The 18,868-nt window shown below is 72.7% G+C and carries 23 protein-coding genes; 5 read left to right on the top strand and 18 right to left on the bottom strand.

What is annotated here, in order from left to right; genetic code table 11:
- Positions 1–86: 86 nt before the first annotated feature.
- From AB0E98_RS02665 to hisI, 10 genes are all read right to left on the bottom strand, one after another.
- On the bottom strand, positions 87–875 hold the full coding sequence (locus tag AB0E98_RS02665) for a thioredoxin domain-containing protein (RefSeq protein ID WP_361697764.1): 789 nt from the start codon (positions 873–875) through the stop codon (positions 87–89).
- 65 nt (positions 876–940) lie between these two features.
- The gene (gene trpA, locus AB0E98_RS02660) at positions 941–1,756 is read right to left on the bottom strand and encodes a tryptophan synthase subunit alpha (protein ID WP_361697762.1); all 816 of its coding nucleotides are present in this window, start codon (positions 1,754–1,756) and stop codon (positions 941–943) included.
- Positions 1,756–3,015 (bottom strand): tryptophan synthase subunit beta, encoded by a 1,260-nt coding sequence (gene trpB / locus AB0E98_RS02655; RefSeq protein WP_361697760.1) that lies wholly within the window; start codon positions 3,013–3,015, stop codon positions 1,756–1,758. The genes trpA and trpB overlap by 1 nt, the downstream gene beginning before the upstream one ends.
- Before the next feature lie 74 nt (positions 3,016–3,089).
- On the bottom strand, positions 3,090–3,284 hold the full coding sequence (locus AB0E98_RS02650) for a hypothetical protein (RefSeq protein WP_361698151.1): 195 nt from the start codon (positions 3,282–3,284) through the stop codon (positions 3,090–3,092).
- Positions 3,285–3,350: 66 nt separating this feature from the next.
- On the bottom strand, positions 3,351–4,160 hold the full coding sequence (gene trpC, locus AB0E98_RS02645; RefSeq protein WP_361697758.1) for an indole-3-glycerol phosphate synthase TrpC: 810 nt from the start codon (positions 4,158–4,160) through the stop codon (positions 3,351–3,353).
- A 324-nt stretch (positions 4,161–4,484) separates the two neighbouring features.
- Entirely contained in the window at positions 4,485–4,934 is a 450-nt protein-coding gene (locus AB0E98_RS02640; protein ID WP_361697756.1) for a DUF2752 domain-containing protein, read from the bottom strand.
- Between the two features lie 105 nt (positions 4,935–5,039).
- Positions 5,040–5,273, bottom strand: coding sequence for an HGxxPAAW family protein (locus AB0E98_RS02635; protein WP_311613224.1), 234 nt, complete (start codon positions 5,271–5,273; stop codon positions 5,040–5,042).
- Between the two features lie 112 nt (positions 5,274–5,385).
- Complete coding sequence (locus tag AB0E98_RS02630; RefSeq protein WP_361697754.1) at positions 5,386–6,009, bottom strand: TIGR02234 family membrane protein; 624 nt, start codon at positions 6,007–6,009, stop codon at positions 5,386–5,388.
- A 124-nt stretch (positions 6,010–6,133) separates the two neighbouring features.
- Positions 6,134–7,726, bottom strand: coding sequence for an anthranilate synthase component I (locus AB0E98_RS02625; RefSeq protein ID WP_361697752.1), 1,593 nt, complete (start codon positions 7,724–7,726; stop codon positions 6,134–6,136).
- 31 nt (positions 7,727–7,757) lie between these two features.
- Positions 7,758–8,126 (bottom strand): phosphoribosyl-AMP cyclohydrolase, encoded by a 369-nt coding sequence (gene hisI, locus AB0E98_RS02620; protein ID WP_361697750.1) that lies wholly within the window; start codon positions 8,124–8,126, stop codon positions 7,758–7,760.
- 106 nt (positions 8,127–8,232) lie between these two features.
- Here hisI and AB0E98_RS02615 point away from each other — a divergent pair, with 106 nt between their 5' ends.
- Positions 8,233–8,865, top strand: a complete 633-nt coding sequence (locus tag AB0E98_RS02615; RefSeq protein ID WP_361697748.1) for a TIGR03085 family metal-binding protein — start codon at positions 8,233–8,235, stop codon at positions 8,863–8,865.
- 118 nt (positions 8,866–8,983) lie between these two features.
- Positions 8,984–9,535 carry a DoxX family protein gene (locus tag AB0E98_RS02610; protein WP_361697746.1) on the top strand — a complete coding sequence of 184 codons (552 nt, stop codon included), beginning with the start codon at positions 8,984–8,986 and terminating at the stop codon, positions 9,533–9,535.
- A gap of 120 nt (positions 9,536–9,655) precedes the next feature.
- Here the strand turns inward: AB0E98_RS02610 and hisF are convergent, their stop codons facing one another.
- The 8 genes from hisF to hisD form a co-directional block, all read right to left on the bottom strand.
- On the bottom strand, positions 9,656–10,411 hold the full coding sequence (gene hisF / locus AB0E98_RS02605) for an imidazole glycerol phosphate synthase subunit HisF (protein WP_361697744.1): 756 nt from the start codon (positions 10,409–10,411) through the stop codon (positions 9,656–9,658).
- Complete coding sequence (locus AB0E98_RS02600) at positions 10,408–10,812, bottom strand: RidA family protein (protein ID WP_361697742.1); 405 nt, start codon at positions 10,810–10,812, stop codon at positions 10,408–10,410. The genes hisF and AB0E98_RS02600 overlap by 4 nt, the downstream gene beginning before the upstream one ends.
- Positions 10,809–11,534: a bifunctional 1-(5-phosphoribosyl)-5-((5-phosphoribosylamino)methylideneamino)imidazole-4-carboxamide isomerase/phosphoribosylanthranilate isomerase PriA gene (gene priA, locus AB0E98_RS02595; protein ID WP_361697740.1), complete on the bottom strand. Its 726-nt coding sequence runs from the start codon at positions 11,532–11,534 to the stop codon at positions 10,809–10,811. The genes AB0E98_RS02600 and priA overlap by 4 nt, the downstream gene beginning before the upstream one ends.
- Positions 11,534–12,175, bottom strand: coding sequence for an imidazole glycerol phosphate synthase subunit HisH (hisH, locus tag AB0E98_RS02590; protein WP_361697737.1), 642 nt, complete (start codon positions 12,173–12,175; stop codon positions 11,534–11,536). Before hisH ends, priA begins: the two co-directional genes overlap by 1 nt.
- Positions 12,172–12,339: a hypothetical protein gene (locus AB0E98_RS02585; RefSeq protein ID WP_311613214.1), complete on the bottom strand. Its 168-nt coding sequence runs from the start codon at positions 12,337–12,339 to the stop codon at positions 12,172–12,174. The genes hisH and AB0E98_RS02585 overlap by 4 nt, the downstream gene beginning before the upstream one ends.
- 94 nt (positions 12,340–12,433) lie before the next feature.
- On the bottom strand, positions 12,434–13,027 hold the full coding sequence (gene hisB, locus AB0E98_RS02580) for an imidazoleglycerol-phosphate dehydratase HisB (protein ID WP_030364737.1): 594 nt from the start codon (positions 13,025–13,027) through the stop codon (positions 12,434–12,436).
- Positions 13,024–14,130 (bottom strand): histidinol-phosphate transaminase, encoded by a 1,107-nt coding sequence (locus tag AB0E98_RS02575; protein ID WP_361697733.1) that lies wholly within the window; start codon positions 14,128–14,130, stop codon positions 13,024–13,026. Before AB0E98_RS02575 ends, hisB begins: the two co-directional genes overlap by 4 nt.
- Positions 14,127–15,452 carry a histidinol dehydrogenase gene (hisD, locus tag AB0E98_RS02570; protein ID WP_361697731.1) on the bottom strand — a complete coding sequence of 442 codons (1,326 nt, stop codon included), beginning with the start codon at positions 15,450–15,452 and terminating at the stop codon, positions 14,127–14,129. The genes AB0E98_RS02575 and hisD overlap by 4 nt, the downstream gene beginning before the upstream one ends.
- 230 nt (positions 15,453–15,682) lie before the next feature.
- On the opposite strand from hisD, the gene AB0E98_RS02565 reads away from it, so the two are divergent.
- From AB0E98_RS02565 to ybaK, 3 genes are all read left to right on the top strand, one after another.
- The gene (locus tag AB0E98_RS02565; protein WP_361697729.1) at positions 15,683–17,284 is read left to right on the top strand and encodes an oxidoreductase; all 1,602 of its coding nucleotides are present in this window, start codon (positions 15,683–15,685) and stop codon (positions 17,282–17,284) included.
- Between the two features lie 86 nt (positions 17,285–17,370).
- A complete protein-coding gene (locus tag AB0E98_RS02560; protein ID WP_361697727.1) occupies positions 17,371–18,108 on the top strand; it encodes an LON peptidase substrate-binding domain-containing protein in 738 nt (245 codons plus the stop codon).
- A 16-nt stretch (positions 18,109–18,124) separates the two neighbouring features.
- Positions 18,125–18,646: a Cys-tRNA(Pro) deacylase gene (ybaK, locus tag AB0E98_RS02555; RefSeq protein WP_311613208.1), complete on the top strand. Its 522-nt coding sequence runs from the start codon at positions 18,125–18,127 to the stop codon at positions 18,644–18,646.
- Positions 18,647–18,868: the final 222 nt, after the last annotated feature.

Genomic DNA, 18,868 nt, shown 5'->3' with positions numbered 1-18,868 from the left:
ACGCGAGACGGAATTTGCAGTTCCATTACATATCCGGAATCTCAAACTCCGGTCATTCGAGGCCAATCCTCCGCAAACCCGCACCCCTACTTCTTCTGAGCCGCCGCCACCAGCTCCCGCAGCTTCTGCGGCGTCAGCGGGTGCGTCGGGTCGTCGTACAGGCTCTTGCCGTTGAGGATGACCGTGGGGGTGCCGCGGTGGCCCGACTTGCTGAAGACGTCCTGGGACTTCTGGACCCAGCTGTTGTGGGTGCCGTCCTCGACGCACTTCTGGAAGGACGCGGTGTTCAGGCCCTCCACCTTGCCCGCGAGCTCCAGCAGCTTGGCCTTCTTGCCGTAGGCGTCGTCCGTCTCCGGCGGCTGGTTCTTGTAGAGCTCGTCGTGGTACGGGAGGAACTTCCCGGCGTCCTGGGCGCAGGCCGCCGCGTTCGCGGCGTTCAGGGAGCCCGAGCCGCCGAGGTTCTTGTCGATCAGCGAGACCAGGGTGTACTCGGCCTTCAGCTGGCCCTTGCCCTCCAGGTCGTGGATCGTGTCGCGGAAGCCGTTCTCGAACTGGCCGCAGCCGGGGCAGCGGAAGTCCTCGAAGACGATCAGGTTGGCCTTGGCGGCGGTGTTGCCGACGGGGATGGCGAGGCCGTCCTTGCCGATGGCGCCCTGGGGGGCGACGAGGGGGCCGGCCGTCTTGCGCTTATTGTCCTTGCCGCCGCCGGAGTTGGCCACCAGGGCGGCGATGCCGGCGCCGGCGCCCAGGACGGCGGCCACCACGACGGCCGCGATCAGGGTCCGCTTGCGCTTGGCACGGGACTCTTCCTTCCGGCGCTGCTCCTGTAGCCGCTCGCGGGCGCCGCGCTTACCGTCGTTGTTCTTCTGGCTCACATCCCCCTACAACGAACCGGGGGCACGCTCAAGCGCGCCCCCGGTCGTCGTTTCCTTCAAAAGAGTTACGCGCGCTTGCGAACGCCCTCCGCCAGCTCGCCCGCCAGGGAGCGGACCGCCGCGATGCCGGACTCCAGGTCCGGCGCGTCCAGCAGGCGCTTGACGAACGCCGAGCCGACGATGACGCCGTCGGCGAACTGGGCGACCTCCTCGGCCTGCGTGGCGTTGGAGACGCCGAGGCCCACACAGACCGGCAGGTCGGTGACGGCCCGGGTGCGGCGCACCAGGTCCTGGGCCTCGCGGCCGACCGACTCGCGGGTGCCCGTGACGCCCATCAGCGAGGCGGCGTAGACGAAGCCGCTGCCCGCCGCCGTGATCTTGGCGAGGCGTTCGTCGCGGCTGCTCGGGGCGACGACGAACACCGTGGCCAGGCCGTGCTGTTCGGCGGCCTTGCGCCAGGTCTCGGACTCCTCGACCGGCAGGTCCGGCAGGATGCAGCCCGCTCCCCCGGCGGCGGCCAGGTCGGCGGCGAAGCGCTCCACGCCGTAGGCGTCGACCGGGTTCCAGTAGGTCATCACCAGCACGGGCGCGCCGGTGATCTCGTGCGCCTCCTTGACAGTACGGATCACGTCGACGATCTTGATGCCGCCGCGTAGGGCGATGTCGTCGGCGGTCTGGATGACCGGCCCGTCCAGGACCGGGTCGCTGTGCGGCAGCCCGACCTCGACGATGTCGCAGCCGCCGTCGAGCATCGCGGTGACGGCCCGGATGCCGTCGGCGACGGTGGGGAAGCCGGCCGGGAGGTAGCCCACCAGCGCGGCGCGGTTCTCGGACTTGGCCGCGGCCAGGACCGAGTTCAGGAGTTCGATGTTGCCCGCCATCACTCGGCCCCCTCGGCAGTGCCCGCGGTGTCCGCGGTGTCGTACAGCCCGAAGTAGCGGGCCGCGGTGTCCATGTCCTTGTCGCCCCGCCCGGAGAGGTTCACCAGGATCAGGCCGTCCTCGCCCAGCTCACGGCCGATCTCCAGCGCGCCCGCGAGCGCGTGGGCGCTCTCGATGGCCGGGATGATGCCCTCGGTGCGGGAGAGCAGCCGCAGCGCCTCCATGGCCTGGGCGTCGGTGACGGCCCGGTACTCGGCGCGGCCGGTGTCCTTGAGGTAGGAGTGCTCGGGGCCGATGCCGGGGTAGTCGAGGCCGGCGGAGATCGAGTACGGCTCGGTGATCTGGCCGTCCTCGTCCTGGAGGACGTAGGAGCGCGAGCCGTGGAGGATGCCGGGGGTGCCCTCGGTGAGGGTGGCCGCGTGCTCGCCGGTCTCCACGCCGTGGCCGCCGGGTTCGCAGCCGATCAGCCGGACGCCCTCGTCGGGGAGGAAGGCGTGGAAGAGGCCGATGGCGTTGGAGCCGCCGCCCACGCACGCGACGGCGGCGTCGGGGAGCCGGCCGACGCGCTCGAGGATCTGGCGGCGGGCCTCGACGCCGATGACGCGGTGGAAGTCGCGGACCAGGGCCGGGAAGGGGTGGGGCCCGGCGACCGTGCCGAAGAGGTAGTGGGTGCGGTCGACGTTGGCGACCCAGTCGCGGAAGGCCTCGTTGATGGCGTCCTTCAGCGTGCGGCTGCCGGACTTCACGGAGATGACCTCGGCGCCGAGCATCCGCATCCGGGCGACGTTCAGCGCCTGCCGCTGAGTGTCGACCTCGCCCATGTAAATGGTGCACTCGAGGCCGAAGAGGGCGCAGGCGGTGGCGGTGGCGACGCCGTGCTGACCCGCGCCGGTCTCGGCGATGACACGGGTCTTGCCCATGCGCTTGGTGAGCAGCGCCTGGCCCAGCACGTTGTTGATCTTGTGGGAGCCGGTGTGGTTGAGGTCCTCGCGCTTGACGAAGACCCGGGCGCCGCCCGCGTGCCGGGCGAAGCGCGGCACTTCGGTGAGCGGGCTGGGGCGACCCGCGTAGTTGACCATCAGGTCGTCGAGCTCGGCGGCGAAGGCCGGGTCGGCCTTGGCCTTGTCGTACTCGGCGGCGACCTGGTCGACGGCGGCGACGAGGGCCTCGGGGATGAACTTGCCGCCGAAGGCGCCGAAGTAGCCGGACGCGTTCGGCACCTGGCCCTCGGGGTCGGGTACGAAGAAGCCGGAGGACATGTGAGCACTCCTGGGATGTGCGGAAGTTCCGGGTGCGGTGCCTTGAGGGCGCCCTGCCCGGTGATGACGGAAGGTTACGGCTGAACGCCGCGACGCCATCGCATCCCGTTGATCTGACCCGGCTCACAGCCGATGTGGTACCGCACCCGGCGGCCGCGGACGCGGCGCGCGGGCGCCCGGCAGCCGCGGGGGCGACAGCCCCGGGCCAGCCGGGCGTAGGAGTGCTGCGGGGAGTCCGGGCCGGTGCCCGGCCGTCCGGCCGCGGGCACGCCGACGGGGGCCAGGCGTCGGCCCGGACCCCTGCGGCGTGCGCGGCCGGTGGTCATCTCCGCTCGTCAGCCCCGTCCGTGCCGGAGGGCGGGGTGGGCGCCGGCGGCGACCAGGTCGGCCACGGCCGTCCGGGGGTCGCGGCCGGTGACCAGGGACTCGCCCACGAGGACGGCGTCGGCGCCGTCGTTGGCGTAGGCGATGAGGTCGTGGGGGCCGCGGACACCGGACTCGGCGATCTTGACGATGCTGTCGGGGATCTCGGGGGCCACCCGGGCGAAAGTGCCCCGGTCCACCTCAAGGGTCTTGAGGTTACGGGCGTTGACGCCGATGATCCGGGCGCCGGCGTCGACGGCGCGCTGGACCTCCTCCTCGTCGTGCACCTCGACCAGCGGGGTGAGCCCGATGGACTCGGCCCGCTCGATGAGGGAGACGAGGGCCTCCTGCTCCAGCGCGGCGACGATCAGCAGGGCCAGGTCGGCGCCGTAGGCGCGGGCCTCCCACAGCTGGTAGGCCGTGACGATGAAGTCCTTGCGCAGGATCGGGATGTCGACCCGGGCGCGGACGGCCTCCAGGTCGGCGAGCGAGCCGCCGAAGCGGCGCTGCTCGGTGAGGACGCTGATGACGGACGCGCCGCCCGCCTCGTAGTCCGCGGCGAGGCCGGCCGGGTCGGCGATGGCGGCGAGGGCGCCCTTGGAGGGGCTGGACCGCTTGACCTCGCAGATCACGCTGACGTTCTCGCCGCGCAGGGCGGCGGCGCCGTCCCTGGCCTGCGGGGCCCGGGCCGCGCGCTCCTTGAGATCGTCGAGGCTGACGCGCGCCTGCCGCTCCGCGAGGTCCGCACGGACTCCGTCGATGATCTCGTCGAGCACACTCACGCGAGCGGCCCCCTTCCGGAATCGGCTGGTCAGGTCTGATGCGGCACGACTTCACCACATCAGGCAATTGCGATGGTACTTGCCGGAGGGCGAAGGTTTCGCATCCGGTTGACGCGCATCCCTCCCACCGGACGACCGGAGGAATACCCTCCGGCGCGCACGGTCCGTGGCGCGTGGCTTGCGCGCGGTGTTCACGCTACGCACACCGTACGCGAACGATCAGCATCGGTCCGTACCGGCCGGTGTCGATCCATATCGATCCGCACCGGTCAGTGCCGCCGCCGGAGCGAATCCATCACCGAACGTACGGCTCACGGGTGGGATCTACGGCACGAGTGCCGAGCCGCACGGCAGATTGCGTACGACCGTGAACAGCACAACGATCGCGGCCAGCGCCCGGACGTGTTCTGGCCGGAACGCGACGGGCATGCCCCCGCCTGTCCGGGCCGCCCGGACCAGCCACAGCGTCCAGAGGACGGCGAAGGCGGCGTACCCGGCGACGGCCAGGGCGTTCGCCCCGAGCGCCGTGGCGAGGTCGCCGTGGGCCAGGGCGTGGAGGCCGCGCAGCCCGCCGCAGCCGGGGCAGTACAGCCCCGTCCGGCGCAGCAGCGGGCAGACGGGATAGAAACCGGGACGGTTGGGGTCCCGGACGGCCACCCAGGCGACGGCCGCGCCCAGCCCGGCGGCGACGCCGAGCGGCGCGGCCAGGCGGCGCGGCAGGGACTCGAGCGGGGCGGCGGCGCGGCCGCCGTCCCGTGCGGGATCCGTCGTCACATCGCGCAGTCTCCGCCCGGTAGCACGAAGGCGCAGCTCAGGACGTCCGTACGGGGGATTCCGTACGGTCCTGGCCGCGCCTCGGCGCCGAAGGAACGGGGCTGATCAGGCCCGGCTCTCGGCGGCCTGGGTCCGCAGGGCCTTCTTGGGGGCCTGGCCCATGCCCATCATGCGCATGACCCCGCCGACGACGCCGCCGAGGACCACCACGACCATGCCGGCCCAGAAACCGACGGGCTTGGCCATGACGACGAACGCGCCCGAGATGCAGAAGCCGATGAAGGCGATGGTGACACCGGTCCAGGCGGCCGGGGTGTGTCCGTGGTCGCTACCCGACATGAGTTGACTCCTCGTTGCTGTGTCGCGCCCGCGGGCGCGGAGATCGCTCGGGGCCATTGTCCCCGACGCGCCGGGCGGCCGTGCGCCGGGGTTGGCGTCCGGCCCGGGCGTGTCACCGTCCGGGGGCGCCCGTGGGGTCCTCGCCCCGGTCGAGGGCCTTCCACAGCTCCTCGGGCCGGTCCGGGTCGGCGGGGGCCTTGGCGCGGCGCGGGGCGGGGGCGTCGCCGCGCTCGTAGCGGCCGGACATGGCGGGCCACTGACTGCCGAAGCGCATGGCGAGCAGCCCGGCGAGGAGGAGCAGGACGCCGCCGGCGACGGCGACCCACGGCCAGGCGGTGTGCCCGACGTCGTCGATGGAGGCACTGGTCAGGCCCGCGACCTTGGCGGCCTTCTCCTCCAGGGCGGAGGTGTCGCTCAGGCCGGTGACCGCCGCGCCCACCACGCCTGCGCCGCTCATCACGAGCAGCCCGGAGACGAGGCGGCGGCCCGCGCCGCGCACGGCGAAGACGGCGACGAGCGCGGCGAGGCCGACGACGGCCAGGGCGTCCGGCAGGGCCGTGACCTCCTGGCCGCTGGCCTGCTGGGCCATGCTGATGCCCCGCTCGGCGGCGGCGGTGCCCTCGGACCAGGTGCGGCCGCCGGCCAGGAGGACGAGGGCGGCGCCGGCCGCGCCCAGGACGAGGGCAGCGGCGACGCTGCGCCTGCCGGCTCGGGGGTTAGGTACAGCTGTGGTCACGGGTACCACTATCCCCTGTGGAGGAGGGTGGTGCGGGGCGGGGGTGCCGGTGGTTCCTTCCCCGGTCCCGCCCCTTCCCGTAACCGGGGCTCCGCCCCGGACCCCGGTCCTCGGACTCCCCCGGCTACCGCTGGGAGGTGCCCCCGGACGGGCTGGAATCGAGCCGGTTCGCCGTGTGGACCGCTCTCAGGACCGCGCCGGCCTTGTGGCGGCATTCCGCGTCTTCCGCCGCCGGGTCGGAGTCGGCGACGATGCCGGCGCCGGCCTGGACGTAGGCGGTGCCGTTCCGGAGGAGGGCGGTGCGGATGGCGATGGCGGTGTCGGAGTCCCCGGCGAAGTCGAGGTAACCGACACAGCCCCCGTACAGGCCCCGGCGGGAGGGCTCCAGCTCCTCGATGATCTGCATGGCACGCGGCTTGGGCGCGCCCGACAACGTGCCGGCCGGGAAGCAGGCCGTGAGGACGTCGAAGGCGCTGCGGCCCGGCGCGAGACGGCCCGTGACGGTGGAGACGATGTGCATCACATGGCTGTAGCGCTCGACCGACATGAAGTCGACGACCTCGACGCTGCCGGGCTCGCAGACCCGGCCCAGGTCGTTGCGGCCGAGGTCGACGAGCATCAGGTGCTCGGCGCGCTCCTTGGGGTCGGCCAGCAGTTCCTCGGCTAGGGCGGCGTCCTCCTGCGGGGTGGCGCCGCGCGGGCGGGTGCCGGCGATGGGGTGCACCAGCGCCCGTCCGTCCTCGACCTTCACCAGGGCCTCGGGGCTGGAGCCGACCACGTCGAACGCGCCGCCGTCGCCGTCCGGGAAGCGGAAGAGATACATGTACGGGCTGGGGTTGGTGGCCCGCAGCACCCGGTAGACGTCGAGGGCGGAGGCGGTGCAGGGGGTCTCGAACCGCTGCGAGGGCACGACCTGGAAGGCCTCCCCCGCGCGGATGCGCTCCTTGATGTCCTCGACGGCCGCCATGAAGTCGGGTCCGCCCCAGCGGGCGGTGTACTCGGGCAGCTCGGAGGACGGCAGGGCGGTGGGCTGGGTGGGCACCGAGCGGCAGAGGTCGGCGGCCATGGCGTCGAGGCGGGCGACGGCGTCGGCGTACGCCTCGTCGATGCCGGAATCGCGGTTGTCGTGGTTGATCGCGTTGGCGATCAGCAGGACCGTGCCGTTCCAGTGGTCGAGGACGGCGAGGTCCGAGGTGAGGAGCATGGTCAGCTCGGGCAGCCCGAGGGTGTCCTCACCGTGCTCGCCGATCTTCTCCAGGCGACGCACGATGTCGTAGCCCAGGTAGCCGACCATGCCGCCGGTGAAGGGCGGCAGCCCCGTGCCCTCGATGAGGTCGCGGGGGGTGTGCAGCGCCGCCACGGTGGCCCGCAGCGCGGCCAGCGGGTCCCCGCCGGTGGGGACGCCCACGGGCGGGGTGCCCAGCCAGTGGGCCTCGCCGTCGCGCACGGTCAGGGCGGCCGAGCTGCGGACGCCGATGAAGGAGTAACGGGACCAGGTGCGGCCGTTCTCGGCGGACTCCAGCAGGAACGTGCCGGGCCGCTCTGCGGCGAGCTTGCGGTAGAGGCCCACGGGCGTGTCGCCGTCGGCGAGGAAGCGGCGGGTGACCGGGATGACCCGGCGGTCCTTGGCGAGCGTGCGGAAGGTCCCCGCGTCGGGGGTGACATCCCCGCCGGCTCCGCCGGGGCCGTGGGAAGCGTGTGCGGACGTGGCAGCCATGGCAGCGGAGCCTACTGGCTGCGGCGCCGCTCTAGCCGCCCAGCGGCAGTTCGCCGGAATCGAAACAGGTCCGGGTGCCGGTGTGGCAGGCCGGTCCGGCCTGGTCGACCTTGACCAGGATCGTGTCCGCGTCGCAGTCCAGGGCGACGGACTTGACGTGCTGCGCGTGCCCCGAGGTGTCTCCCTTGACCCAGTACTCCTGGCGGCTGCGGCTCCAGTACGTACAGCGGCCGGTGGTGAGCGTGCGGTGGAGGGCCTCGTCGTCCATCCAGCCGAGCATGAGCACCTCACCGGTGTCGTACTGCTGGGCGACGGCGGGGATCAGGCCGTCGACGCTCCGCTTGAGCCTGGCGGCGATGGCGGGGTCGAGATTGGAGAGGGGGCGGGTGTTGCCGGTCATGGTTCCATTGTCCCCCGTCCGCGCCGGTGGCGCCGCCGCCGGTGGCCGGACACGCCTGGGCGCGGGCCCCGTGGCTTCGGCCGGACCATGGTCGTAGGCTGACGCCATGTCAACCCATGCGCAGCGCGAACGTCTGCTCCTCGCCGATCTGTTGGAGACGGTGGGCCCCGACGCGCCCACCCTCTGCGAGGGCTGGCGGGCCCGTGATCTCGCCGCCCACACCGTGGTGCGCGAGCGGCGGCCCGACGCCGCCGCCGGCGTCGTGATCAAGCCATTGGCCGGCCGGCTGGAGCGGGTGCAGGCGGAATTCGCGGCCAAGCCGTACGAGGAGCTGATCCAGCTCATCCGCACCGGGCCGCCGCGCACCTCTCCGTTCGCCCTCAAGCAGGTCGACGAGGCGGCCAACACCGTGGAGTTCTACGTCCACACCGAGGACGTGCGCCGGGCCCAGCCGGAGTGGACGCCCCGCGACCTGGACCCCGTCTTCGCGGACGCGCTGTGGAGCCGGCTGGAGCGCACCGCCCGGCTGGCTGGCCGGAAGTCGCCGGTGGGCCTGGTGTTGCGGCGCCCGGACGGGCGGACGGCGGTCGCCCAGAAGGGCGCGCCCGTGGTGACGGTCACCGGGGAGCCCGGCGAGCTGCTGCTGTTCGTCTTCGGGCGGCAGGACGCGGCGCGGGTGGAGCTGGCGGGTGAGGACACGGCGATCGCCAAGCTCAAGGCGGCGTCGCTGGGGCTCTAGGCCGCTGGGGCTCCGGTCACCCACCGGCCCCGACTGGCGCCTTTGCTTCTCCTGGCGTATGGCGGACCCCCGTGACCCGGGGTGACACTGGTACCGAGGGCGGAAGAAGGTGCCGATCATGGCTTTCCGGAGCAGAACGACGCACATCTTCGCCGGGCAGCGGCGCGACCAGGTGTCGTCGGCGCTGACCGGCTATTCCTTGGGCCTCCTGCTGCTGCGCATGATGCTCGGCATCATCATGGTCACTCACGGTACGCAGAAGCTGTTCGGGTGGTTCGACGGGGCGGGCATCGACGGGACGGCCCAGTACTTCAAGCAGGCCGGTTATCCGGCCGCGAAGGCGATGTCCGTGATCGCCGGGCTCAGTGAGTCGCTCGGCGGGGCCGGGCTGTTCCTGGGGCTGCTGACACCGCTGGCCGCGGCGGCGGTGCTGGGCACGATGGTCAACGCGCTGGGGGTGACCTGGGAGGGGGGATTCCTGCTGCCCAGTGGGGTGGAGTTCACGCTCCTGGTGGCCGTCGCGGCGGCTTCGCTGGCGCTGACCGGGCCGGGAGCGTATGCGGCCGACCACTACCTGCCCGTGCTGCGGGCACATCGGGTGACTTATGGGGTGGCGGCGATCGCGCTGGCGCTGGTGGTCGGGGCGATCTTCTTGCTGATCCGGAAGTAGGGGGCGGGGGCCGTTGCGCTGCCCCGGTCCCGCCCCTTCCCGTTTCCTTCAGGGGCTCCGCCCCCGAGCCCCCGGTCCTCAAACGCCGGACGGGCTGGATCTCAGTTAGCGGAATCTCGGCTAGCGGACCGGATGTCCCGCGTCCTTCAGCGCACCCTTCACGTCCGTGATGCGCAGGTCGCCGAAGTGGAAGACGGACGCGGCCAGGACCGCGTCCGCGCCGGCCTCGACCGCCGGGGCGAAGTGCTCCAGGCGGCCCGCGCCGCCGCTGGCGATGACGGGGACCGTGACATGGCGGCGCACGGCGGTGATCATCTCCGTGTCGTAGCCGTCCTTGGTGCCGTCGGCGTCCATGGAGTTCAGCAGGATCTCGCCGGCGCCCAGTTCGGCGGCGCGGTGGGCCCACTCCACGGCGTCCATGCCGGTGCCGCGGCGGCCGCCGTGGGTCGTGACCTCGAAGGAGCCGGAGGCCGTACGACGAGCGTCCACCGACAGGACCAGCACCTGGCGGCCGAAGCGCTCGGCGATCTCGCGGATCAGCTCCGGCCGTTCGATGGCGGCGGTGTTGACACCGACCTTGTCGGCGCCGGCCCGCAGCAGCTTGTCGACGTCCTCGGCGGTGCGGACGCCGCCGCCGACCGTCAGCGGGATGAAGACCTGCTCGGCGGTGCGGCGCACCACGTCGTAGGTGGTCTCACGGTTGCCGGAAGAGGCCGTGATGTCGAGGAAGGTCAGCTCGTCGGCGCCCTCCTGACCGTAGATCCTGGCCATTTCGACGGGGTCGCCCGCGTCGCGCAGGTTCTGGAAATTGACGCCCTTGACGACCCGGCCGTTGTCCACGTCCAGGCAGGGGATGACTCGGACCGCGAGGGTCACGCCGTTGCTCCTCTGAAAGCTTCTACTTCTACTTCGACCAGCACACGGGAGTCGGCGAAGCCGGAGACCACGACCAAGGTCGCGGCGGGCCGGACGGCGTCGAAGAGCTCCTTGTGGGCGCGGCCGACCGCGTCCACGTCCCGCGCGTGGGTGAGATACATCCGGGTGCGGACGACGGACTCCGGGCCGAGGCCGAACTCCTCCAGCGCGGCGAGCGCGTTGCCGAAGGCCGTGCGGGCCTGCTCGTAGGGATCGCCCTCGCCGTGGAGGACGCCGTTCACCAGCGGCATCGTCCCGGCGACATGCACCCGGTCCCCCACCGCGACGGCACGTGCGAAGCCGATCTCCGCTTCCCAAGGACTGTTCGTCTGGACGTGCCGCCGGGCCGGGGTATCGCTCATACGGACACTGCCTCCAGGGCCTCTTCCAAGGTGAACGCCTTGGCGTAGAGGGCCTTCCCGACGATCGCGCCTTCGACACCCTCCGGTACCAGGGTGGCGATCGCGCGCAGGTCGTCAAGAGAGGAGACCCCGCCGGAGGCCACGACCGGACGGTCGGTTGCGGCGCAGACGTTCTTCAGCAGCTCCAGGTTGGGGCCCTGGAGGGTGCCGTCCTTGGCGATGTCGGTGACGACGTAGCGGGCGCAGCCCTCGGAGTCGAGGCGGGCGAGGGTCTCGTAGAGGTCGCCGCCGTCGCGGGTCCAGCCGCGGCCGCGCAGGGTGGTGCCGCGGACGTCCAGGCCGACCGCGATGCGGTCGCCGTGCTCGGCGATGACCTTGGCGACCCACTCGGGGGACTCCAGGGCGGCGGTGCCGAGGTTGACGCGGGTGCAGCCGGTGGCGAGGGCCGCGGCGAGCGAGGCGTCGTCACGGATGCCGCCGGAGAGTTCGACCTTGATGTCCATGGAGCGGGCGACCTCGGCGACCTGCGCGCGGTTGTCGCCTGTGCCGAAGGCGGCGTCCAGGTCGACCAGGTGGAGCCACTCGGCGCCGGCCCGCTGCCAGGCGAGAGCGGCGGTGAGCGGGTCGCCGTAGGAGGTCTCCGAGCCCGACTCGCCGTGGACCAGGCGGACGGCCTGGCCGTCACGGACGTCGACGGCGGGAAGGAGTTCGAGCTTGGGCATCAGAGGGTCTCGATCCAGTTGGTCAGCAGCTGGGCTCCGGCGTCGCCGGACTTCTCGGGGTGGAACTGGGTGGCCCACAGCGGGCCGTTCTCCACGGCGGCGACGAACGGCTCGCCATGGGTGGCCCAGGTGACCTTGGGGGCGCGGATGTTGGCGTTGCCGACCTCCAGGCTCCACTCGCGCACGGCGTAGGAGTGCACGAAGTAGTAGCGGGTGCCGGCGTCGAGGCCGGCGAAGAGCCGGGAGTCCTCGGCGGGGGTGACGGTGTTCCAGCCCATGTGGGGGACGACGTCGGCCTTGAGCGGCTCGACCGTGCCGGGCCACTCGTCGAGGCCCTCGGTCTCGACGCCGTGCTCGATGCCGCGCTCGAAGAGGATCTGCATGCCGACGCAGATGCCCATGACGGGGCGGCCGCCGGACAGCCGGCGCCCGACGATCCAGTCGCCCCGGACGGAGCGCAGGCCCTGCATACAGGCGGCGAACGCGCCGACGCCGGGGACGAGGAGCCCGTCGGCGTTCATGGCGGTCTCGTAGTCGCGGGTGATCTCGACGTCCGCGCCGACGTGGGCGAGGGCCCGCTCGGCGGAGCGGACGTTGCCGAAGCCGTAGTCGAGGACGACGACCTTCTTCGGGGTGCTCATGACCACAGCCCTTCGACGCGCAGGAGGCCGGCGGCCAGGCACATGGCCGCGCCTATGCCGAGCAGCACGATCAGGCCCTTGGGCATGCCCTGCTTGAGGAACGAGATGATGCCGCCGACCAGGAACAGGCCGACGAGGATGAGCGCGGTGGAGGTGCCGTTCACGGTTGCGGCGCCCTTTCGTTCGTTTCTCCGCCCGCGCGGCGCAGAGGCGCGGCTATCACGGTCGTCTGCGGCCCGGCGGCCGCGCGTGCGTCACTCACAGAGCGCCCTTCGTCGACGGGAGGATGCCGGCCGCGCGCGGGTCGCGCTCGCTGGCGTAGCGCAGGGCGCGGGCGAGGGCCTTGAACTGGCACTCCACGATGTGGTGGGCGTTGCGCCCGTACGGGACGTGGACGTGGAGGGCGATCTGCGCCTGGGCGACGAAGGACTCCAGGATGTGCCGGGTCATCGTCGTGTCGTACGTGCCGATCATCGGCGCCATGTTCTCGGGCTCGGTGTGCACGAGGTAGGGGCGGCCGGAGAGGTCCACGGTGACCTGGGCGAGGGACTCGTCCAGGGGCACGGTGCAGTTGCCGAAGCGGTAGATGCCCACCTTGTCGCCGAGGGCCTGCTTGAAGGCGGCGCCCAGCGCGAGGGCGGTGTCCTCGATGGTGTGGTGGGTGTCGATGTGGAGATCGCCGTCGGTCTTGACGGTGAGGTCGAAGAGGCCGTGGCGGCCGAGCTGGTCGAGCATGTGGTCGTAGAAGCCGACCCCGGTCGACACATCGACCTGCCCGGTGCCGTCGAGGTCTATCTCGACCAGGACGGAGGTCTCCTTGGTGGTGCGCTCGACGCGACCAACGCGGCTCATGAGTTGTTCTCCTTGCGAATGGCGCGTACTGCGTCCAGGAAGGCGTCGTTCTCCTCGGGCGTGCCCGCGGTCACCCGCAGCCAGCCGGGGACGCCGTTGTCCCGTACCAGGACACCCTGGTCGAGGATGGCCTGCCATGCGGTGTGGCTGTCGTCGAAGCGCCCGAACTGGACGAAGTTGGCGTCGGAATCGGTCACCTCGCAGCCCATGGCGCGCAGCTCGGTGACGATGCGGTCGCGTTCGGCCTTGAGCTGTTCGACGTAGCCGAGCAGCGTGTCCGTGTGCTCCAGGGCGGCGAGCGCCGTGGCCTGGGTGACGGCCGACAGGTGGTACGGCAGCCGGACGAGCTGGACGGCGTCGGCCACGGCGGGGTGCGCGGCGAGGTAGCCGAGGCGCAGCCCGGCGGCGCCGAAGGCCTTGGACATGGTGCGGGAGACGACGAGGTGGGGGCGGCCCTCGATCAGCGGCAGCAGCGAGGGGCGGTGGCTGAACTCGCCGTACGCCTCGTCGACGACCACCAGCGACGGGCGGGCCGCCTGCGCGGCCTCGTACAGCCGCAGGACCGTCTCCTCGTCGACCGCCGTGCCCGTGGGGTTGTTCGGCGAGCAGATGAAGACGACCTCGGGCCGGTGCTCGGCGATGGCGGCCTCGGCGGCGTCGACGTCGATGGTGAAGTCGGCGCGGCGGGGTCCGGAGATCCAGCCGGTGCCGGTGCCGCGGGAGATCAGGGCGTGCATCGAGTACGAGGGCTCGAAGCCCATGGCCGAGCGGCCGGGTCCGCCGAAGGTCTGGAGCAGTTGCTGGAGGACCTCGTTGGAGCCGTTGGCGGCCCAGACGTGTCCCATGGTGACCTCGTGGCCCGTGGTGCGGGTGAGGTACTTGGCGAGCTCGGTGCGCAGCTCGACCGCGTCCCGGTCGGGGTAGCGGTTGAGGTGCCGGGCGGCCTCGGCGACGCGCTCGGCGATCCGGGCCACGAGGGGCTCGGGGAGGGGGTAGGGGTTCTCGTTGGTGTTCAGGCGTACGGGCACGTCGAGCTGGGGGGCGCCGTACGGGGACTTGCCGCGCAGTTCGTCCCGGATGGGGAGATCGTCGATTCCGGTCACTGGCTCGCCGGCACCTTCCAGTCGAACCTCGCCTTGACCGCCGCGCCGTGGGCGGGCAGGTCCTCGGCCTCGGCGAGCGTCACCACGTGGCCCGCGACATCGGCCAGTGCCTCGCGGCTGTAGTCCACGACGTGGATGCCGCGCAGGAAGGACTGGACGGACAGCCCGGAGGAGTGGCAGGCGCAGCCGCCGGTGGGCAGGACGTGGTTGGAGCCGGCGGCGTAGTCGCCCAGGGACACCGGGGAGTACGGGCCGACGAAGATCGCGCCGGCGTTGCGGACGCGGGCGGCCACGGCGGCGGCGTCGGCGGTCTGGATCTCCAGGTGCTCGGCGGCGTAGGCGTCCACGACCTCCAGGCCCTGCTCGATGCCGTCGACCAGGACGATGCCGGACTGGCGGCCGCCGAGCGCGGGGAGGATGCGGTCGTCGACGTGCCTGGTGGCCGCGACCTGGACGGCGAGCTCCTTCTCGACCGCGTCCGCGAGCTCCTCGGAGTCGGTGACGAGGACGGAGGCGGCCAGCGGGTCGTGCTCGGCCTGGCTGATCAGGTCGGCGGCGACGTGCGCCGGGTCGGCGGTGGCGTCGGCGAGGACGGCGATCTCGGTGGGGCCGGCCTCGGCGTCGATGCCGATACGGCCCTTGAGCAGCCGCTTGGCGGCGGCGACCCAGATGTTGCCGGGGCCGGTGACCATATCGGTCCGGCGGCACTCGTCGGTGCCGTAGGCGAACATGGCGACGGCCTGGGCGCCGCCGGCCGCGTACACCTCGTCGACGCCCAGCAGCGCGCAGGCGGCCAGGATCGTGGGGTGCGGCAGGCCGCCGAACTCCTTCTGGGGCGGGGAGGAGACGGCCATGGAGCCGACGCCGGCCTCCTGGGCCGGGACGACGTTCATCACGACGGACGAGGGGTAGACGGACCGGCCGCCCGGGACGTAGAGGCCGACGCGCCGGACGGGCACCCAGCGCTCGGTGACCGTGCCGCCGGGCACGACCTGGACGGTGGTGTCGGTGCGGCGCTGCTCGCGGTGGACGAGGCGGGCGCGGCGGATGGACTCCTCCAGCGCGGCGCCTACGGCCGGGTCGAGCTCCTCCAGGGCCTTGGTGATCGCCTCGGCGGGGACCCGCACCCGGTCGATCTTCACTCCGTCGAAGCGCTCCGCGTAGTCGATCAGGGCCGCGGTGCCGCGATGATGCACGTCGTCGCAGATGGGCCGCACCTTCTCCAGGGCGGCCTCGACGTCGAGCTCGGCACGGGGCAGCAGGTCGCGGTCGATGCCGTTCACAGGGAAGGCGTCGCCGCGCAGATCGATTCGGGAGATCACGCGGTCAATTGTCTCAGACCCGTCCTGTCGCACCGCTCCCCGTACCACCCACTGATATGCCGCCAAAGAGTTGATCTTTGGCTGACGGTGGACGGACAATCGCCATTCACCGCCGGTGTTCGAACGGTCACCCGGCGGGAATGGGGCGGGTACACGCGGTGCCGCAGAGGATGCGCACTCCGGCGCGCCGTCGTGGGCGCGCGCCGCCGTGGCGGGGAGAGGGGGAGACCGTGACCGAGGGAGCCGTGGGCGCACCACCCGCCGATCTTGAGCTCACCACCGCCGAGCGGGACATGTGGGAGGCCTTCCGCAAGGGCGCCACCCTCGATCTGCGCGGCCCGCGGCCCGAGCTCAACGACCCCGCCGGACAGCACGCCTGGGGCCCCGAGCGCACCGTGCGCGCCCGGGTCGTGGCCCTGCTGCTGCTCAGCGGGCCCCCGCCGCACCCCGGCCGGGTGGCCGCGCTCAAGCTCAACGGCGTACGGATCACCGGCACCCTGGATCTCTCCGGTGGCACCGTCACCCCCTACGTGGAGCTCCACAACTGCCGGTTCGAACAGCAGCTGCTGCTGCCCGAGAGCACCTTCTCCACCCTGCGCCTGGTCGGCTGCGCCATCCCCCGGGTCGAGGCCGCCCGGATCCGCACCGAGGGCGATCTGCACCTGCCGCGCTGCGTCGTCCAGCACGGCATCCGGCTCACCGACGCCCACATCGGCACGGACCTGCTGCTCAACCAGCTGGTGGTGCGCCGCGACCGGCGCGGGCTGTCCATCGCCGCCGACGGGATGACCGTGGGGCAGGACCTCCAGGCCGAGATGATGCGCTCCCACGGCGAGCTGAGCATGCGCGGCGCGACCATCGGCGCCTCGCTGAGCCTGCGCGGCTCCACCCTCAACAACCCCTTCGGCCGCCGCGCGCTCAACGCCCCGCAGCTGAAGGTCGAGCGCACCCTCTACCTGACCTCGGCGGGCCTCGGCTACGCCCGCTACACCAGCGGCGCCACTCCCCCGTTCGGCATCGCCACCACCACACCCGAGCAGGACCGGCAGCGGCGCTTCGAGTGCCTGGGCGGGGCGCGGCTGGACGACGGACGGTTCGGCGACGCCGTGGACCTCAGCGAGGCCCGCTTCGTGATGGAGGCCGACCAGGAGCTGTCGCTGCGCCGGGTGCAGACGCCCGAGCTGCGCTTCCTCGGGGAGCGGCAGCAGCGCGGCCGGGTGGTGCTGTCCGGGGCGCGCGTGGTCAATCTCGTCGACCGCTTCGACAGCTGGCCCGGCCCCGGCGGGCTGGCCATGGCCGGCTTCACCTACGAGAACCTGATCCCGACGGGCTCCTTCCCCCTCGCCCGCCGCCTGGACTGGCTGGCGGCGGCCACCCCGGAGTACGCGCCCGAGCCCTACGAGCGGCTGGCGGGCGCCCTGCGCGCCAGCGGCGAGGACGCCGACGCGCGGGAGGTCCTCCTCGCCAAGCAGCGCCGCAGACGCGAGACGCTGCCACCGGCGGGCAAGGCCTGGGGCTACCTCCAGGACTGGACGGTGGCCTACGGCTACCGGCCGGGCCGGGCCGCCGTGTGGATGGCGATCCTGTGGGCGATCGGCGCCTGCTACTTCTCCTACCGGCCGCTGCCCCCGCTGAAGGAGGGCGAGGGCCCGGCGTGGAACCCCGAGCTGTACTCCCTGGACCTGCTGCTGCCCGTCATCGATCTGGGCCAGGGCACCGCGTGGCGGCCCACCGGCACCGCCCAGTGGGTCGTCGCGATGCTCAACCTGCTGGGCTGGATCCTCGCCACCACGGTCGCGGCGGGGGCGTCCCGGCTGCTGCGCCGGCAGTGACCCGGCGGCCGGCGCGGGCCGCGGCCGCTCCGCCCCCGGTGAAATCCCCGCTCCGGCGGGCCGCCCGGCCATTAGGCTTACCGCCCGTGACCACCGAGCGCCTTCCCCTGTTCCCGCTGAACTCGGTGCTGTTCCCGGGCCTCGTGCTCCCGCTGAACGTATTCGAGCGGCGGTACCGCGCGCTGATGCGCGACCTGGCGGAGCTGCCCGAGGACACACCGCGCCGCTTCGGCGTCGTCGCCATCCGCGACGGCCACGAGGTGGCCCCCAGCGCCCCCGGCCTGCCGGAGGAGTCCCGCCCCGAGCCGGGCCCGTCCTCCGGCTTCGGCACCGACCCGATCACCTCCTTCTACTCCATGGGCGTCGTCGCCGACGCGGCCACCATCCGCAAGCGCCCCAACGGCACGTACGAGGTCCTCGCCACCGGCACGACCCGCTTCCGGCTGCTGTCCGTCGACGCCTCCGGCCCGTATCTCACCGCCGAGATCGAGCACGTCGAAGAGCGGCAGGGCGAGGAGGCCGGGGCGCTCGCCTCGGGCGTCGTCCGGGCCTTCCGCGCCTACCAGAAGCGGCTGGCCGGGGCGAACGACGCCTCACTGGCGGGCCGCGCGGACCTGCCGGGCGAGCCCCGGGTGCTGTCCTACCTGGTCGCGGCGGCGGCCGTGCTGGACACCCCGGCCAAGCAGCGGCTGCTCCAGGCGCCCGACACCACCTCGCGGCTCGCGGAGGAGCTGCGGCTGCTGCGCGCCGAGACGGCCGTCATGAGCAAACTCCCCTCCCTGCCCGCCGTCGAACTCACCCGGCGGCCCACCAGCCCCAACTAGCCGACGGGACGAGTCCTTGGCGAAGAAGAACGGCAAAGCAGGCGGCAACGGCAAGCGACAGGCCGCGGGCGCGACGCCCGCGATCGTCGCCCTGGAGAAGGCCGGCGCCGCCTTCACCGTCCACGCCTACGAGCACGACCCGGCCACCCCCTCCTACGGCGAGGAGGCCGCGCAGGCGCTGGGGGTGGAGCCCGGGCGGGTCTTCAAGACCCTCGTCGCCGAGGTCGACGGCGCGCTGACCGTGGCCGTCGTACCGGTCTCGGGCTCCCTCGACCTCAAGTCGCTCGCCACGGCCGTCGGCGGCAAGCGTGCCGCGATGGCCGACCCGGCCGCCGCCGAGCGCACGACGGGGTACGTCCGGGGCGGCATCTCCCCCCTCGGGCAGCGCAAACGACTCCCGACCGCGCTGGACGCGTCGGCGCGGGCGCACCCCACGATCTGTGTGTCGGCGGGGCGGCGGGGGCTGGAGGTCGAGCTCGCGCCGGAGGACCTGGCGGCGCTCACGGGGGCGGTGGTGGCGCCGATCGCGCGCCCTTGACGGTCTTACGGGCCTTCGCTACGACCGAGGGGGCGGGCCGCGTCCGGCGTCCCGCAGAGGGAGGGGACGCCCGTGTCGAAGCGCACCCGTAAGCGGCGTTGGCGGCTGAAGAAGGGCCGGGCCAACCACGGTCGTAGGCCGGCATAGAGATGTTCGAGCGCCGGGCGGGCTCGGGGCCATGCGGGCCGCGGGCGGCCCGTGCCCGCCGCTGATGCTGTGGGA

Source organism: Streptomyces sp. NPDC037389 (assembly GCF_040636475.1).
In the GTDB taxonomy this organism is placed as follows: Bacteria; Actinomycetota; Actinomycetes; order Streptomycetales; family Streptomycetaceae; genus Streptomyces; species Streptomyces hesseae.
This window is presented reverse-complemented; position numbering and strand designations above follow the sequence as displayed.

Excerpts from the sequence above, each read along its gene's own strand:
- priA (WP_361697740.1), bottom strand. The coding sequence starts at position 11,534 with ATGCCCAAGCTCGAACTCCTTCCCGCCGTCGACGTCCGTGACGGCCAG.
- AB0E98_RS02600 (WP_361697742.1), bottom strand. The coding sequence starts at position 10,812 with ATGAGCGATACCCCGGCCCGGCGGCACGTCCAGACGAACAGTCCTTGG.
- AB0E98_RS02610 (WP_361697746.1), top strand. The coding sequence starts at position 8,984 with ATGGCTTTCCGGAGCAGAACGACGCACATCTTCGCCGGGCAGCGGCGC.
- AB0E98_RS02625 (WP_361697752.1), bottom strand. The coding sequence starts at position 7,726 with ATGGCTGCCACGTCCGCACACGCTTCCCACGGCCCCGGCGGAGCCGGC.
- trpA (WP_361697762.1), bottom strand. The coding sequence starts at position 1,756 with ATGGCGGGCAACATCGAACTCCTGAACTCGGTCCTGGCCGCGGCCAAG.
- hisB (WP_030364737.1), bottom strand. The coding sequence starts at position 13,027 with ATGAGCCGCGTTGGTCGCGTCGAGCGCACCACCAAGGAGACCTCCGTC.
- hisI (WP_361697750.1), bottom strand. The coding sequence starts at position 8,126 with ATGACCGGCAACACCCGCCCCCTCTCCAATCTCGACCCCGCCATCGCC.
- AB0E98_RS02635 (WP_311613224.1), bottom strand. The coding sequence starts at position 5,273 with ATGTCGGGTAGCGACCACGGACACACCCCGGCCGCCTGGACCGGTGTC.
- hisH (WP_361697737.1), bottom strand. The coding sequence starts at position 12,175 with ATGAGCACCCCGAAGAAGGTCGTCGTCCTCGACTACGGCTTCGGCAAC.
- trpB (WP_361697760.1), bottom strand. The coding sequence starts at position 3,015 with ATGTCCTCCGGCTTCTTCGTACCCGACCCCGAGGGCCAGGTGCCGAAC.
- AB0E98_RS02615 (WP_361697748.1), top strand. The coding sequence starts at position 8,233 with ATGTCAACCCATGCGCAGCGCGAACGTCTGCTCCTCGCCGATCTGTTG.